The organism is Microbacterium sp. bgisy189 (assembly GCF_057707225.1).
Window position 1 is genome coordinate 468,160 of sequence record NZ_JBYIPT010000001.1, and the last position, 15,683, is coordinate 483,842.

The window sequence follows — 15,683 nt, forward strand, 5'->3', positions numbered from 1 at the left end:
GACAGGTGACCGACACCGAACGCTTCCCGCCCTCCCGCGGCGGCGACCTGCACCGCCCCTACACCGCAGCCGACGACCGCTACGAGGGTTCTTCGTACCGCCAGGTGGGCTCATCGGGGCTGTATCTGCCGCCGATCTCGCTCGGCCTGTGGTGGAACTTCGGCGACAACATCCCCTTCGACAACCAGCGCGCCCTCCTGCGCCACGCGTTCGACCGGGGCATCACGCACTTCGACCTGGCGAACAACTACGGGCCGCCCTACGGCTCGGCCGAGACGAACTTCGGCCGCATGATGCGCGAGGACTTCGCGCCGTACCGCGATGAGCTCATCATCTCGTCGAAGGCCGGCTACGACATGTGGCCGGGTCCCTACGGCACCCAGGGCTCACGCAAGTACCTGATCGCGAGCGCCGAGCAGTCGCTGCAGCGCATGAGCGTCGACTACGTCGACATCTTCTACTCGCACCGCCCCGACGCCGACACCCCGATCGAAGAGACCGTGGGCGCCCTCGACACGCTCGTGCGCCAGGGCAAGGCGCTCTACGTGGGCATCTCGTCGTACAGCGCCGAACGCACCGCTGCGGCGCAGGCCGCCGCGCGCGAGCTGGGCACACCGCTGGTGATCCACCAGCCCGCGTACTCGGTCCTCAACCGCTGGGTCGAGGACGGACTGATCGATGTACTGCGGCAGGAGGGCATGGGCGCGATCGCCTTCACCCCGCTCGCGCAGGGACTGCTCACCGGCAAGTACCTCGGCGACGGCACCGCGGAGCGTGCGCAGCAGCGGTCGTCGATGTCGGGCCGCGACCAGCTCAGCGAGAAGGGCCTCGCGACGCTGCGCAGCCTCAACGACATCGCGCAGCGTCGCGGACAGTCGCTCGCCCAGATGGCGATCCAGTGGGTGCTGCGCGACCCTGTGGTCACCTCTGCGCTCATCGGCGCCTCGCGTGCCTCGCAGCTCGACGAGAACCTCGCAGCCCTCGACGGGCCCGCGTTCGACACCGAAGAACTCGAGCAGATCGACGCGCTGTCCGACGGCATCGATGTCGATCTGTGGGCGGACTCGACCGCACTGTGAGCCACGGCGCGACGCTTGACCGGGTGCTCGTACGGGCACCCGGCAAGCTGAACGTGTTCTTCGCGGTCGGCGACGTGCAGCCTGACGGCTACCACGATGTCGCGTCGGTCTATCAGGCCGTCTCGGCCGTCGAAGAAGTCGTGGCGACACCATCCGACGATTTCACGATCGCGGTGACGGGCTCCGTCGATGTCGAAGGTGTGCCGCTCGACGACCGCAACCTGGCGATCCGCGCGGCACGGCTGCTGGCGAGCGAGACCGGCTACACCGGCGGGGTCCATCTCGTGGTCGACAAACACGTGCCGGTTGCGGGTGGCATGGGAGGCGGTTCGGCCGACGCCGCAGCCGCGCTGGTCGCATGCGACGCGCTGTGGCGCACGGGCCTGCCGGTCGCGCGGCTGCACGATCTGGCATCCCGGCTCGGTGCAGACGTGCCGTTCGCGCTGCTCGGGGGCACTGCCGTCGGCACCGGTCGCGGCGACCAGCTCAGCCCGGCGTTGGCGCGTGGGCGCTTCGATTGGGTGCTCGTGACCGACGGTGAGGGGCTGTCGACGCCCGTCGTCTACGGCGAGCTCGATCGCCTGCGGGCGCAGCGTCGCCCCGACATCGCGCCCGATGCAGGCGACCCCGTCGTCGACCCGCAGGTGCTGCAGGCGCTCCGCGCGGGGGATGCCGCAACGCTGGCCCGCGCTGCCCGAAACGATCTGCAAGCGGCCGCGTGCGCCTTGCGCCCCGCGCTGGCCGACCTCGTCGCGGACGGGATCGGGCACGGCGCGTTGACGGGGCTCGTGTCGGGATCGGGCCCGACGGTCGCGTTCCTCGCAGCAGATCCCGATGCCGCAGCCATGATCGGCGAGCGGCTCGCAGAAGAAGGACACGATGTCCGGCACGTGCACGGACCCGTCGGTGGAACGAGAGTGGTGAGCGCATCATGACGCAGGACTGGACGACGCGACCCGTCGATGAGACCTCGGCTGCCCGACTGCGGGACGGAGGGCTCGACATGCGCCTCGTCACCGGCGACGCCGTGCGGCCTTGGCTGCAGGCGGTCGCGCGTGGGTTTCAGGGGCCCGAGTCCAGCGAGGAGCAGCTCGACGCGTCGGTGGTTCGGAACGCGGACAAGCGGATCACCGGCATCTACGACGCATCGGCGCCCCATCCTGACGTGCCCGTGGGCACGGTCGACTCGTGGATCGGCGAGCTGACGCTCCCGGGTCGGACGACGCTGCCGGCTGCTGCCATCAGCGCCGTCACGGTCGCCCAGACGCACCGCCGTCGTGGGATCGCCCGGGCCATGCTCGAAGGCGAACTGCGCGCGGCCGTCAGCGCCGGGGTGCCGATCGCGATGCTCACCGTCTCCGAATCCACCCTCTACGGGCGCTACGGGTTCGGCGTCGCGACGACGGCCTGCACGATCGAGATCGACGTCAAGCGTGCGGATTGGGTCGGGCCGCGGCCAGGTGGCCGCGTCGACCTCATCTCGCGCGAGTCGGCACGCGACCTCGTCGCCGAACTGCACGACCGCGTCAGGCTGAGTCGTCCCGGCGACATCTCGCTGCCCCCGGGGCACGAAGACCGCTTCACCGGCACGGCGCCCGACGCGAAGGAGGGCGGCAAGGTGCGCTGCGTGCGCTACGCAGACGCAGACGGTGCCGCACGCGGCATCCTCACCTACACGGTGTCCGAGAACCACGACGATTTCACAAAGGCGAAGATCGACGTCGTGACCCTCATCACCGAGACCGACGACGCGGCGGCGGCGCTCTGGCGCTACCTCGTCGACCACGACCTCGTCGGCACGGTCAGCGCCTCGCTGCGCTCACCAGACGATCCGGTCGTGTGGATGATCGACGACGTTCGCGCGGCGACCCGCACGCTCGAAGACCATCAGTACCTGCGCGTGCTCGACGTGCCGGCCGTCTTGCAGGCGCGACGGTATGACCGCGTCGGCCGCGTCGTGCTCGAGGTGACAGATCCGCTCGGCATCGCCGAGGGCCGATACCTGTTGCAGACGAACGAGTCCGGCGCCGGCTCCGTTTCGGCCGCGCCGGATGATGCCGCGACCGACGTGCGGCTGGGAGTCTCCGAGCTCTCCTCGGCGGTGCTCGGCTCGGTCGACCTGCGCACGCTCGCACGTGCCGGCCGGGTGACCGGTTCGGGTGTGTCGGCGGCTGCGGCGTTGCTGTCATGGCCCGAGGCGGCCGTGCTCGGCATCTGGTACTGACCGAGGCTGTGATGGGGACTTCTCCCCATCGACCCGGTGCATGCGGGTGCATACGCTGGTTGTTCCCGCTGCGTCCGCCCGGGCGCGCGAGGGTCGACCCGACGACCTCTGGAGGAAGTCCATGACGCAGATTCGTGCCACGTCGGAATCGCTCGCCGGTGTCGCCGGTCAGCTCACGGCAGGGGCGCGCTCGATCCGTTCGCAGTTGGCCAATCTGCGCTCACTCGTCGACGGTCTCGTCTCGGGTGAACTGGGCACGTCGGACCGGTTCACCGAGCTCACGACCCAATGGGATGACGCCGGCGGGCAGTTGACGGCATCCCTCGAAGAGCTCGGCCGACTTCTCGACGCCGACGCCCACGCCTACGCCCACGCTGAGGACGCTCCGACTCCCGCCGTGGACCGCAGCGCCGGCCCGCGTCCCTAGACTGGAAGCCCGAACGAAGGAGGGGCGTCCCCATGGCGCATCTGCTGGGCGCCGAGGGGCTGCACCTCGAGTATCCGACCAAGGTCGTCTTCGACGGCGTGAGTCTCGGCATCGACGAGGGCGACCGCATCGGCGTCGTCGGACGCAACGGCGACGGCAAATCGAGTCTGCTGCGCATGCTCGCGGGGCTCGCTGAACCGGATGCCGGTCGTGTGACCGTCCGCGGCGGTGTGCACGTCGGCGTGCTCGACCAGGCCGACGTGCTCGATGACACCCTCACAATCCGCGAGGCGGTCGTCGGTGACACCCCCGACCACGAATGGGCCGGCAGTGCCCGCATCCGCGACGTCATCTCGGGCCTCCTCGGCGACCTGGAGTGGGACGGTCCGGTGCAGGGCCTGTCGGGTGGGCAGCGACGACGCGTGTCGCTCGCCGCCTTGCTGGTCGGCGACCATGACGTGCTGTTCCTCGACGAGCCCACCAACCACCTCGACGTCGAGGCGATCGCCTGGCTTGCCGCGCACCTGAAGACGCGGTGGGCTGCGAACGCGGGCGGGCTGCTTGTCGTCACGCACGACCGTTGGTTTCTCGACGAGGTGTGCACGACGACGTGGGAGGTGCACGACCGCATTGTCGAGCCGTTCGAGGGCGGGTACGCCGCGTACATCCTGCAGCGCGTCGAACGCGACCGGCAGGCGGCCGTGATCGAACAGCGCCGGCAGAACCTCGCGCGCAAGGAGCTCGCCTGGCTGCGGCGCGGCGCGCCTGCGCGCACCTCGAAGCCGAAGTTCCGCATCGACGCGGCGAACGTGCTCATCGAGGACGTTCCCGAGATCCGCGACAAGGTCGACCTCGCCTCGCTTGCCGTCTCCCGACTCGGGAAAGACGTCGTCGACCTGCTGGATGCCTCCGTCGCCTACGGCGAGACGCGCGTGCTGGCGGATGTCGAGTGGCGGCTCGCGCCGGGGGAGCGCACCGGCATCCTCGGTGTCAACGGCGCCGGCAAGTCCACCCTGCTGGGGCTGATCTCCGGCGAGGTGCAGCCGACCGGTGGCCGCGTCAAACGCGGGAAGACGGTGCAGGTCGCAACCCTCACGCAGCGGCTCGATGAGCTGGAGGAGCACCTCGACGATCCGGTGCGCGTCGTCATCTCGCGGCTGCGCACGACCTACACGTTCGGATCGGGGTCGAAGGCGACTGAACTGACTCCGGGTCAGCTTCTCGAGCGGATGGGCTTCTCGAGCGCGCAGCTCTCGACCCCGGTGAAGGATCTGTCGGGTGGGCAGAAGCGCCGCCTGCAGCTGCTGCTGATCCTGTTGCAGCAGCCGAACGTGCTGATCCTCGACGAGCCGACCAACGACCTCGACACCGACATGCTCGCGGCGATGGAAGACCTGCTCGACTCGTGGCCGGGCACCCTCATCGTGGTTTCGCACGACCGGTACTTCCTCGAGCGCGTCACCGACCAGCAGTACGCGATCCTGCCAGGTGCCGACGGCGTCGGGCGGCTGCGGCACCTGCCGGGGGGCGTCGACGAGTACCTGCGGCGGCGCGCCGAGCAGCGTGCGCGTCCGGTGGCATCCGGCCCATCCACGAACGGTTCGACGCAGCCCGCAGTGCCCGCGCTCTCGGGCGCCGACCTGCGCGCGGCGCAGAAGGAGCTCGCGGCGACCGAACGGCGCATGCAGAAGCTGCAGCAGGATGCCGTGACCCGCCGCGACCGGCTCGCCGACCACGACCAGGCCGACTATGTCGGACTCGGCGAGAAGATGGCCGAGATCCAGGCGATCGAGTCCGAGGTCTCAGCGCTCGAGGACCGCTGGCTGGAGCTGTCCGAGCAGCTCGGCTGACCGCGGGCCGCTCGCCTGTCACGAACGCGGCGCTGCGGCCCGTGATCGTGACGGGCGAGCAGTCGGCGTCGCGGTCGATCGACGCGGGGTGGCCTCAGGCGTCGAAGCCGAGGCTGAGTTTGCGCAGCAGGCCGGCGAGCCGGTCGCGGTCGGCGCGGGCGAGCACGCCGAGCAGGTGCGCTTCGGCGTCGACGAGGCGCGTGATCGCGGCATCCACGCGCGTGCGGCCGTCTTCGGTGAGGGTGACCAGCACGCTGCGACCGTCGCCCGGGTCGGCTTCGCGGCGCACGAGACGGCGCCCGACGAGTCGGTCGATGCGGTTCGTCATCGTGCCGCTGGAGACCAGCGTCTGCTGCAGCAGCTGCTTGGGGCTCAGCTGATACGGCTCGCCCGCGCGGCGCAGCGCAGAGAGCACGTCCCACTCCCACGGCTCCAACTCGCTGCGGCGGAACGCCTCGCGACGGGCGCGGTCGAGGTGCCGGGAGAGCCGGTCGACGCGCGAGAGCACTTCGAGCGGGGAGAAGTCTAGGTCGGGGCGCTGAGTCACCCACGCGCCGACGATGCGATCGACCTCGTCGTGTTCGGCGCTCATCCCGCCATCCTCCCACCGGAGGCGCATTCGCAGCGCGATGTGTCGGTGGCTGATTCCCTGGCCGATCCCCTGGAACCGGTCACAGTTCGGTAACGGAACCGGCCGACCAGTACCGCGCAAGCGCTCGCGCACGGCACCCTGTGACCGGTAACAGTTCTCCCGGGCGCGATGCCGCGTGCGGGGATCGACGACGATCGGAGACACCCGTGCGTTCCACCCCAGGCCACCGTCCCAGCCGCGCAGCCGTCGCCGCGCTCGCGACGGCAGCCCTCGCAGCACCGTTGATCGCAGCGACCCCGGCATCCGCCGCCGACGGGCCGGTCGAGGCCGGCATCGTCGTGAAGAAGGTCGAGAACCTGCCCACCGACTTCATCAACGGTGTCGACGTCTCGTCCGTGCTGTCGCTCGAGGCGTCCGGCGTCGTGTTCCGCGATGCCGACGGACAGGTCGCGGACCTGTTCGACGTGCTCGCCGACCACGGCATCACCGACGTGCGGGTGCGGGTCTGGAACGACCCGTTCGACGCCGACGGCAACGGGTACGGCGGCGGCGACGTCGATGTCGCCCGGGCCGTCGAAATCGGTGAGCGCGCGACGGATGCCGGCCTGGGCGTGCTCGTCGACTTCCACTACTCCGACTTCTGGGCCGACCCCGCCAAGCAGCAGGCGCCGAAGGCGTGGGCATCGCTCGATGTCGCAGCGAAGGCCGACGCGGTCACCGCGTTCACGACCGACGCGCTCGAGCAGTTCGTGACCGCCGGCGTCGACGTGCAGATGGTGCAGGTCGGCAACGAGACCAACGGCGCCGTCGCAGGCGTCACCGGGTGGGCGGGGATGTCGCAGATCTTCGCAGCGGGCTCCGCGGCGGTCCGCGACGTCACGCCAGACGCGAAGGTCGCTGTGCACTTCACCAACCCCGAGTCCAGCGGTCGCTACGCCGGGTATGCGGCACAGCTCGACAACTACGACGTCGACTACGACGTGTTCGCCTCGTCCTACTACCCGTATTGGCACGGCACGACGACGAACCTCACCTCGGTCCTGTCGCAGGTCGCCACGACCTACGGCAAGGAGGTCATGGTGGCCGAGACGTCGTGGGCGACGACCCTCGAAGACGGCGACGGACACGGCAACGTGATCGACCTGGCGAGTGAGGCGACCCAGTATCCGCTCAGCGTGCAGGGGCAGGCCACCGCCGTCCGCGATGTCATCCAGGCAGTCGCCGACGTGGGCGAGGCCGGCATCGGCGTCTTCTACTGGGAGCCGGCCTGGCTGCCGGTCGGTCCGCCCTCGCAGCTCGAGCAGAACAAGCTGCTGTGGGAGCGCGACGGGTCGGGCTGGGCCTCGAGTTACGCGGGGGAGTACGACCCCGAGGATGCCGGCCACTGGTACGGCGGGTCGGCCTGGGACAACCAGGCGATGTTCGCCGCCGACGGCACACCGCTCGAATCGCTCAATGTCTTCTCCTACGCCCGCACCGGTGCCGTCGCGCCCCGCGAGGTGGTGTCGGTCGCATCGCCGACGATCACCGTCACCGACGGCGATCAGATCGTGCTGCCCGAGACGGTCGACGTGACCTACAACGACGACAGCACCGAAGCCGAGCGGGTCACGTGGTCCGATGAGGCCGACTACATCTCCGGTCCCGGCGAGTACACCGTCGGCGGCACCACGGCATCCGGCCACGCTGTGACGGCGACGGTCATCGTGCAGGCCGTCAACGCGCTGCGGAACCCCGGGTTCGAAGACGCAGACGTCTCGATGTGGCAGTCCAGCGGCACGGCGCTGCGGTTGCGCGCCACCGATGACCCGCGGTCGGGCACCCGATCGGCGCACTTCTACGCCGCGAGCGCGTACACCTTCACGCTGTCGCAGACGGTGACGGGGCTGCCCGCCGGTGACTACACCGCGTCGGGCGCGCTGCAGGGCGACGGTGAGGGTGACACCGGCAGCGTGACGCTCACGGTGCGCTCCGGTGCTCAGACCCAGGATGCCGGCTTTCAACTGCGCGGCTGGCGCAACTGGTCGACCCCGACGACGGATGCCGTGAGCGTCCAAGACGGCGGATCGGTGACGGTCGAGATCTCGGCATCGCTGCCGGCCGGCGCGTGGGGCACGATCGACGATCTCGTCCTGACGCGCGCGGCCGCAGTCGGCGTCGACACCTCGGCGCTGCAGGCCGCCGTCGACCGGGCCGAAGCGATCGACCGCGACATCGTCACGGCCGACTCGCTGGCGGACCTCGACGCCGCGCTCCGCATCGCAGACACGGTGCTCGCATCGCAGCGACCTGACGCCGATCTCGTCGACGCCGCACTCACGCGGCTCGAGGCCGCACTCGACGCGCTCGAACTGGTGGGGGCAGAACCCGCCCCGACCGTGCTCCCGGTCGCGATCGATGCGGTCGAAGGGGAGTCGATCGCGCTGCCCGACACCGTCGACGTGCGCCGATGGAACGGCGTCGTCGAGGCCGTTCCGGTGAGCTGGTCGGATGCCGCGCTCGCCGCGATCGAAAGCTCTGGCGTGTACGAGATCCCCGGCACGACCGACACCGGCGCCGCGGCGGTCGCAACCGTGACCGTGACGGCCAAGCAGTGGGTCGTCGACCCCGGCTTCGAAGATGCCGACGGCGAGGCTTGGACGATCGCCGGGGCGGGGGCGAGCAGAGGCGCGACGGCGGATGCCGCAGCCGGAGACCGAGCGGTTTCGTTCTGGGCGGACGCCGCCTACACGTTCACGGTCAGCCAGCGCATCACCGCCGTGACGCCCGGCACCTACACGCTCAGCGCGACGGCGCAGGGTGACGGTGAGGCGGCTGGCGACAGCATCCGCGTCGTCGCCCGCGCCGGCGACGCCGAGGCCGGCGCCGACCTCGCCCTGACGGGGTGGCAGGTGTTCGACACCGCGACGACCGAACCGATCACCGTGGGCGCCGACGGCATCCTGACGGTCGCGGTCGAGGCGTCGCTTGCGGCAGGGGCATGGGGCACGATCGACGAGATCCGGCTGCAGCGTGCGGGCGAACGGGTCGACACCGACGCCCTCGCAGCCGACGCCGCGCAACTCGCCGCACTCGTCGCCTCCGACTACACGCCGTGGTCGTTCGCTCCGGTGGCCGATGCCGTCGCCGTCGCGCAGGTGCTCGTCGCGGCCGACTGGCCCGCAGCCGAAGCCGTCGCGGCAGCCGTGGCGCGCCTCGCCGAGGTGCGCGCGGGACTCGTCCAAACCGATGCCGACACCGCGACCGCAGCGCCCGCGCGCGGTGCGCTCTCGCACGACAACGGCTGGGACACGGGTCTTCGCGACGGCGACTACCGCATCACGATGAACCTGTGGTGGGGGCAGAACGCCTCGTCGTTCCGCCTCTACGAGAACGGCGTGCTGATCGCGACCGTGCCGCTGGAGTACCGCGGAACGAAGGCGCAGCTCGCGACCGTGCCGATCACCGGTCGCGCCAACGGCACCTACGCCTACACGGGCGTGCTCGTCAACACGCAGGGCGAGACGGCGGTCACGCCGGTCACCGTCAGCGTGACGGCGGCGAACCCCGGCATGCCCGTGCTCAGCCACGACAACCGCGACCGCGACGGCGCCTACACCGTGACGGCCGACATGTGGTGGGGCACCAACGCGACGTCGTATCGGTTCTACGAAGACGGAGAACTCGTCTCCGAGGGCTCGCTGACCGCGGCAACGCCCGCAGCGCAGCGTGCCCGGCTCACGGTCGACGGGGCATCCGTCGGCACCCACACCTACCGTGTCGTCTTCGCGAACGCGGCGGGGGAGACCACGAGCCGCGACCTCGAGGTCGTCGTGCGGCGCTGACCGGCGCTGACGCGCTGCGGACGGGCGGGCGCATGGCAGACTTGTCGGGCGCCCGCCCGCCCGCGGGCGGCGCGTTCCGCCGTGGTGTAATGGCAGCACGACAGCCTTTGGAGCTGTGAGGTCTAGGTTCGAGTCCTGGCGGCGGAGCATGACACAGAACACGCTCGACAGCTCGCTCGCGGTCGTCATCCTGGCCGCGGGGCAGGGCACGCGCATGAAGTCGTCGCTGCCGAAGGTGCTGCACCGCATCGGCGGGCGCCCGCTCGTCGGTCACGTGCTCGACACCGCGCGCGACCTCGCGCCGCAGCGCGTGCTCGTCGTCGTCCGCCATGAACGCGACCAGGTCGCCGAAGCCGTGCTCGGGGTCTCGCCCGAGGTGGTCGTCGTCGACCAGGACGAGATTCCCGGCACAGGCCGTGCCGTCGAGGTCGCGCTCGATCAGCTCGACGGCTTCGACGGCGACGTGCTGGTCCTCAGCGGTGACGTGCCACTGCTGGACGCAGACACGCTCGCCGCGCTCATCGACGCGCACCGCACCGCAGCCGCGGCAGCGACCCTGCTGAGCGCGATCGTCGACGACCCGACCGGCTACGGCCGTGTCATCCGCGATGCCGACGGCGGTGTCGACCGCATCGTCGAGCAGAAGGATGCCACCGCCGAGGAGGCCGCAGCGCGCGAGATCAACGCCGGCGTCTACGTCTTCCGCGCGACCGAGCTGCGCACCGAACTCGCCCGCGTCGGCACCGCCAACGCGCAGGGGGAGAAATACCTCACCGACGTCATCGGGCTGCTCCGCGGCGACGGGTTGACGGTCTCCGCCACGGTCGCGGCCGATGTCGCGGTCACGCTCGGCGTCAACGACCGTGCCCAGCTGGCGGATGCCGGCAAGCGCCTCAACGCCCGCACGGTGCGCCGCTGGCAGCTCGCCGGCGTCACGATCCAAGACCCCGACACGACGTGGATCGACGTGACCGCCACGCTCGCCCCCGACGTCACGGTGCTGCCGAACACCCACATCCAGCGTGCGACGACGATCGCCGCGGGCGCGGTGGTGGGCCCCGACACGAGCCTCGTCGACTGCGAGGTCGGCGAGGATGCGCGTGTCACCCGCACCGACGCGACGCTCGCCGTCATCGGCGCCGGCGCGACCGTCGGTCCCTTCGCCTACCTGCGGCCGGGCGCCGTGCTCGGCGACGGCGGCAAGGTGGGCACGTTCGTCGAGATCAAGAACTCGACGATCGGCGCCGACAGCAAGGTGCCGCACCTGTCGTACATCGGCGACACGACGATCGGTGAGCGGGTGAACCTCGGTGCCGGCGCGATCACCGCGAACTACGACGATCTCGCCAAGCACCGCACCGAGATCGGCGACGAGGTGCATTCCGGCTCGCACAACGTGTTCGTCGCGCCCGTTAGGATCGGTGATGGCGCCAAGACCGGCGCGGGAGCCGTCATCCGCAAGGACGTCCCGGCCGGCGCACTGGCCTTGAGCGTCGCCCCTCAGCGCAACGTCGAGGGGTGGGTCGAGAAGAACCGACCGGGGACGGGCGCGGCAGATGTCGCAGCCCGAGCCCGGTCCGCACAGAAGGCGGACGATGGCGCGCAACAAGAAGGCTGAGCTCGAGCGGGACGACATCGCCCCGGGCCTCGTGGTCAAGACCAAGAAGCGACTCGTCGTCGCCTCGGGCAGTTCGCACCCCGAACTCGCCCGTCAGGTCTCACAGGAGCTCGGCACGGAGCTGGCGCCCACCGAGCACCGCGTCTTCGCCTCCGGCGAGATCCTCACCCGCTTCGAGCGGTCGGTTCGCGGATGCGACATCTTCCTCATCCAGTCGTTCGGTCCGCCCGTCAACGAGTGGATGATGGAGATGCTCATCATGCTCGACGCGGCCAAGCGTGCGTCGGCCAAGCGCATCACCGTCGTCGCGCCGTACTACCCGTACTCGCGGCAGGACAAGAAGGGTCGCGGTCGTGAGCCGATCAGCGCACGCCTGGTCGCCGACCTGTTCAAGACCGCCGGCGCCGACCGCGTCATGAGCGTCGACCTGCACGCGGCGCAGATCCAGGGCTTCTTCGACGGCCCCGTCGACCACCTGTTCGCCAAGCCCGTGCTGCTCGACTACTTCGAGCAGAACCTGTCGCCCGAGGACCGTGAGAAGCTCACCGTCGTCTCGCCCGACACCGGTCGTGTGCGGGTCGCTGACACCTGGTCGGACAGTCTCGGTGCACCCCTGGCGATCATCCACAAGCGCCGCGACCCGAACGTCGCCAACCAGGTCACCGTCGCCGACATCGTCGGAAACGTCGAGGGCCGGGTGTGCCTGCTCGTCGACGACATGATCGACACCGGTGGCACGATCGTGAAGGCCGCGCAGGCGCTCAAGGCGAACGGTGCCGAGCGGGTCATCGTCGCCGCCACCCACGCCGTGTTCAGCCACCCCGCCGCCGAGCGTCTGCAAGACGACTCGGTCGACGAGGTGGTCGTCACCGACACGCTGCCGCTGCCGGAGGAGAAGCAGTTCCCGGGGCTCACGGTCCTGCCGATCGCTCCGCTGCTGGCCCGCGCGATCCGCGAGGTGTTCGAGGACGGCTCGGTCACCAGCATGTTCGACGGCGCGGCCTGATCAGCGCCACTGCACCCTTCGGCTTTCCACGCTGACGCAGAGGAATGCCATAGGGAATGCCGTGACTTCACGGTTAGCGTGGGGGCATTCCCGCACCGGAGATCCCGCCGGACAGGGCACGACCTCAGGAGGACCGTCATGATCCGCACCACCGCCGTACCCGGCGAGGTCCGCGTCGGCGCAGTCGCCGCATCCGTCGTCGGCGTCGCGTTGCTCGCCGGGTGCGCCGGCGCAGCCGCCACCGAGAGTGACACCACAGACACCTCCAGCGACACGTCGACGACGGAAACCACCGACTCGTCGACAACGACGGATTCGGGTGAGAGTGACTACGCCGACGGCACGTACACGGCCGAGGGCAGCTACTCGCCGCAGGCCGGCACGATCGAGACCATCTCGGTCACGCTCACGCTCGAGGACGACGTCATCACCGCCGTCGAGGTGACCGGCGACCCGCAGGCCCGTGAGTCCGAGCAGTATCAGTCGGAGTTCATCGGCGGCATCGCCGACGTCGTCGTCGGGGTCGACATCGACGAGATCTCGGTCAGCAAGGTCGCCGGGTCATCGCTCACCAGCGGCGGCTTCAACGACGCGGTCGAGACGATCAAGTCCGAAGCAGCCGCGTGATGAGCGCGCCGGCATCCGAATGGCGCTTCGACGCGATCGGCACCGGCTGGACGATCCACACCGAGGCGCCGTTGCCGAGCGACGCGCGGACAGCCGTCACGACGGTCGTCGAGGCCTTCGACCGTGACTGGTCGCGATTCCGCGACGACTCGCTCATCGCCGCGCTGGCGCGCGAGGGCGGCACCGTGCCTGCGCCGTCCGACACCGCCGGGATGCTGGACGCCTACGTCGCACTGTCCGAGGCGACAGGCGGCGCAGTGAACCCGCTCGTGGGCGAGGCGCTGGCCCGGCGCGGCTACGACGCGCGTTATTCGCTCGTCGACCGCGGGGCAGAGCCGGCGCCCGCCGACTGGCGCAATCTGCTCACCTGGAGTGCGGCCGAGCTCTCCGTTGCACGACCCGCCACGATCGACGTCGGCGCGCTCGGCAAGGGGCGCCTCGTCGATGTGGTCGGCGCTGCGCTGGAGTCCTGGATCGCCGGCGACATCACGATCGACGCGAGCGGCGACCTCGCCATCACCGGCACCGAGCGGGTCGCGCTCGAGCACCCGTACGACGCGACGCGTGCGATCGGCGTCTGGGAGGTCACCGACCGGGCGCTGTGCGCGTCGGCCGTGAACCGGCGCGCGTGGGGTGACGGACTGCACCACGTGCTCGATGCGCGCACGGGCGAGCCGGTGCGAACGATCGCGGCGACGTGGGCAGTCGCTCCCGACGCGATGCACGCCGATGCGATCGCGACGGCGCTGTTCTTCGACGGGGGCCCGAAGCTTGCGCACCAGTGGGGTGTGGAGTGGGTGCGCATGACGACGGACGGCAGTGTCGAATGGTCGCCCGGTTGCGGCGCCGACCTGTTCGTGCGGCGATAGCGTGGAATCATGCTGAGCACGCTCACGACGGTCTGGAACCGCGTCTACGCGATCATCGGTCGCGTCTCGATGTACCGACTGGTCTTGCTGCTGCTCGGGGCGCTGGCGGTGCTCGCCCTCGCACTCTCGCTGTTCCAGGCGATCGCGTACGGGCCGCTCGAGCTCATCGCCGCGGCGATCGTGCTGTCGGTCGCCGCGGCTGCGACCGATGCCGTCGCGCATCGCATCCTCGGCAAAGCGTGGCGGCTGGAGTCGTCGCTCATCACCGCGCTCATCCTGCTGTTCGTGCTGCGACCGTCGCTGGAACCGCTTGAACTCACCGGGCTTGCGATCGCGGCGGTTGTCGCATCGGCGTCGAAGTACCTGCTGGTCTGGCAGGGCCGTCACATCTTCAATCCGGCCGCGGTCGGGGCCGCCGTGTTGACGATCGTCAGCACCTGGCTCCCCGAGCTCGGCGCCTCCGCCTGGTGGGTGGGAACTCCGGCGCTGGCCGCGCCGGTGATCGTCGCTGGGCTCATTGTGCTGCTTCGCACGGAGAAGGTGCGCGTCGTCGGCCTCTTCGTGGTGATTGCGCTCGTCGTCTCCTTTGCGACGACGGCGTTCGCGTATGTCGACGCGGGCGTCTCGTTCGACGTCGGCACGATCGTCTCGCAGCTCGTGTGGAGTTCGCCGTACCTTTTCCTCGGCGCGTTCATGCTGTCTGAGCCATTGACGCTCCCGCCGCGTCGTTGGCAGCAGTGCGTCATCGCTGCGGTCGTCGGTGTGCTCGCCGGATGGCCGGGACTGTTTGTCCTCTTCAGGGTGAGCCCCGAGCATGCCTTGCTGATCGGCAATCTCGTCGCGTTCCTGTTCTGCTTCCGCTCGGCCGTGCGGCTCGAGTTCGTCGAGCGCACCGTGCTCACGCCGACCGTGCGTGAACTCACCTTCCGCGCCGGCCGCGGGGTGCGCTTCGCTCCGGGGCAGTACCTCGAGCTCGAGGTGCCGCATGCGCACGCGGACGCGCGCGGCACGCGGCGCGAGTTCAGCATCGTGTCGGCACCCGAAGAGCTGCCGCTCGTGAAGATCGCGCTGCGCGAAGGGTCGCAGTCCAGCTACAAGAAGGCGCTTGCGCAGGTCGAGGCAGGACGGATGCTGCCGGTGACCGGCATCTGGGGGGACTTCGTCCTGCCCGCGAAGCCTTCGACCCCGGTCCTCATGGTCGCTGCCGGCATCGGCGTGACACCGTTCGTGTCGCAGCTGCGTCACCTGCGTCATGCCGCGCAGCAGCGCGATGTGGTGTTCGTGTACGTCGCAGGCGGTGCCGAAGAACTCGCGTTCCGCGACGACCTCGAGGCGTCTGGTGTGCCGGTGATCATCGTCACGAAGACCGAGCCGTCCTCCCTGCCCGGGCACTGGCGTTGGGCGGGAGGTGGGCGCCTGACCGCCGACAGCCTCGTCGAGCTCGTGCCTGACATCGCCCACCGCCACGCCTACATCTCTGGACCTCCCGGGCTGATCGCAGATCTCGCGCCCGCGCTTGAGAAGGCGCACGCGATCACGACCGACGCGTTCTCCGGGTACTGATGCC

The 15,683-nt window shown here is 70.1% G+C and carries 12 protein-coding genes and 1 tRNA gene; 12 read left to right on the top strand and 1 reads right to left on the bottom strand.

Translation table 11 applies throughout. The features are described 5' to 3' along the window. Positions 1–5 precede the first annotated feature (5 nt). From mgrA to AC3ENX_RS02275, 5 genes are all read left to right on the top strand, one after another. The gene (gene mgrA, locus AC3ENX_RS02255) at positions 6–1,079 is read left to right on the top strand and encodes an L-glyceraldehyde 3-phosphate reductase (protein ID WP_434810211.1); all 1,074 of its coding nucleotides are present in this window, start codon (positions 6–8) and stop codon (positions 1,077–1,079) included. Further along, on the top strand, positions 1,055–2,014 hold the full coding sequence (locus AC3ENX_RS02260) for a 4-(cytidine 5'-diphospho)-2-C-methyl-D-erythritol kinase (protein ID WP_434810212.1): 960 nt from the start codon (positions 1,055–1,057) through the stop codon (positions 2,012–2,014). The genes mgrA and AC3ENX_RS02260 overlap by 25 nt, the downstream gene beginning before the upstream one ends. Next, positions 2,011–3,303 carry a GNAT family N-acetyltransferase gene (locus tag AC3ENX_RS02265; RefSeq protein WP_434810213.1) on the top strand — a complete coding sequence of 431 codons (1,293 nt, stop codon included), beginning with the start codon at positions 2,011–2,013 and terminating at the stop codon, positions 3,301–3,303. Before AC3ENX_RS02260 ends, AC3ENX_RS02265 begins: the two co-directional genes overlap by 4 nt. Positions 3,304–3,424: 121 nt before the next feature. Further along, a complete protein-coding gene (locus AC3ENX_RS02270; protein ID WP_434810214.1) occupies positions 3,425–3,730 on the top strand; it encodes a WXG100 family type VII secretion target in 306 nt (101 codons plus the stop codon). Positions 3,731–3,762: 32 nt separating this feature from the next. Further along, positions 3,763–5,580, top strand: coding sequence for an ABC-F family ATP-binding cassette domain-containing protein (locus tag AC3ENX_RS02275; protein WP_434810215.1), 1,818 nt, complete (start codon positions 3,763–3,765; stop codon positions 5,578–5,580). Positions 5,581–5,674: 94 nt separating this feature from the next. Here AC3ENX_RS02275 and AC3ENX_RS02280 read toward each other — a convergent pair whose 3' ends face one another. Then, positions 5,675–6,172, bottom strand: coding sequence for a MarR family winged helix-turn-helix transcriptional regulator (locus AC3ENX_RS02280; protein ID WP_434810216.1), 498 nt, complete (start codon positions 6,170–6,172; stop codon positions 5,675–5,677). Between the two features lie 206 nt (positions 6,173–6,378). On the opposite strand from AC3ENX_RS02280, the gene AC3ENX_RS02285 reads away from it, so the two are divergent. The 7 genes from AC3ENX_RS02285 to AC3ENX_RS02315 all read left to right on the top strand — a co-directional run bounded on the left by AC3ENX_RS02285 (position 6,379) and on the right by AC3ENX_RS02315 (position 15,679). After that, complete coding sequence (locus tag AC3ENX_RS02285) at positions 6,379–9,996, top strand: glycosyl hydrolase 53 family protein (RefSeq protein ID WP_434810217.1); 3,618 nt, start codon at positions 6,379–6,381, stop codon at positions 9,994–9,996. A 75-nt stretch (positions 9,997–10,071) separates the two neighbouring features. Then, positions 10,072–10,143: transfer RNA gene (locus AC3ENX_RS02290), tRNA-Gln, on the top strand. Between the two features lies 1 nt (position 10,144). Beyond that, positions 10,145–11,614: a bifunctional UDP-N-acetylglucosamine diphosphorylase/glucosamine-1-phosphate N-acetyltransferase GlmU gene (glmU, locus tag AC3ENX_RS02295; RefSeq protein WP_434810218.1), complete on the top strand. Its 1,470-nt coding sequence runs from the start codon at positions 10,145–10,147 to the stop codon at positions 11,612–11,614. Next, on the top strand, positions 11,592–12,620 hold the full coding sequence (locus AC3ENX_RS02300; protein ID WP_434810219.1) for a ribose-phosphate diphosphokinase: 1,029 nt from the start codon (positions 11,592–11,594) through the stop codon (positions 12,618–12,620). Before glmU ends, AC3ENX_RS02300 begins: the two co-directional genes overlap by 23 nt. 138 nt (positions 12,621–12,758) lie before the next feature. Then, positions 12,759–13,247, top strand: a complete 489-nt coding sequence (locus tag AC3ENX_RS02305) for an FMN-binding protein (protein ID WP_434810220.1) — start codon at positions 12,759–12,761, stop codon at positions 13,245–13,247. After that, positions 13,247–14,116 carry an FAD:protein FMN transferase gene (locus tag AC3ENX_RS02310; protein WP_434810221.1) on the top strand — a complete coding sequence of 290 codons (870 nt, stop codon included), beginning with the start codon at positions 13,247–13,249 and terminating at the stop codon, positions 14,114–14,116. Before AC3ENX_RS02305 ends, AC3ENX_RS02310 begins: the two co-directional genes overlap by 1 nt. A gap of 9 nt (positions 14,117–14,125) precedes the next feature. Beyond that, a complete protein-coding gene (locus tag AC3ENX_RS02315; RefSeq protein WP_434810222.1) occupies positions 14,126–15,679 on the top strand; it encodes an FAD-dependent oxidoreductase in 1,554 nt (517 codons plus the stop codon). The last annotated feature ends 4 nt before the right edge of the window (positions 15,680–15,683 follow it).

What these genes read in the sequence shown, in the direction of transcription:
- AC3ENX_RS02275 (WP_434810215.1), top strand. Translation starts at nt 3,763, where the DNA reads ATGGCGCATCTGCTGGGCGCCGAGGGGCTGCACCTCGAGTATCCGACC.
- AC3ENX_RS02270 (WP_434810214.1), top strand. Translation starts at nt 3,425, where the DNA reads ATGACGCAGATTCGTGCCACGTCGGAATCGCTCGCCGGTGTCGCCGGT.
- AC3ENX_RS02310 (WP_434810221.1), top strand. Translation starts at nt 13,247, where the DNA reads ATGAGCGCGCCGGCATCCGAATGGCGCTTCGACGCGATCGGCACCGGC.
- glmU (WP_434810218.1), top strand. Translation starts at nt 10,145, where the DNA reads ATGACACAGAACACGCTCGACAGCTCGCTCGCGGTCGTCATCCTGGCC.
- AC3ENX_RS02300 (WP_434810219.1), top strand. Translation starts at nt 11,592, where the DNA reads ATGGCGCGCAACAAGAAGGCTGAGCTCGAGCGGGACGACATCGCCCCG.
- AC3ENX_RS02305 (WP_434810220.1), top strand. Translation starts at nt 12,759, where the DNA reads ATGATCCGCACCACCGCCGTACCCGGCGAGGTCCGCGTCGGCGCAGTC.
- AC3ENX_RS02315 (WP_434810222.1), top strand. Translation starts at nt 14,126, where the DNA reads ATGCTGAGCACGCTCACGACGGTCTGGAACCGCGTCTACGCGATCATC.
- AC3ENX_RS02280 (WP_434810216.1), bottom strand. Translation starts at nt 6,172, where the DNA reads ATGAGCGCCGAACACGACGAGGTCGATCGCATCGTCGGCGCGTGGGTG.
- AC3ENX_RS02265 (WP_434810213.1), top strand. Translation starts at nt 2,011, where the DNA reads ATGACGCAGGACTGGACGACGCGACCCGTCGATGAGACCTCGGCTGCC.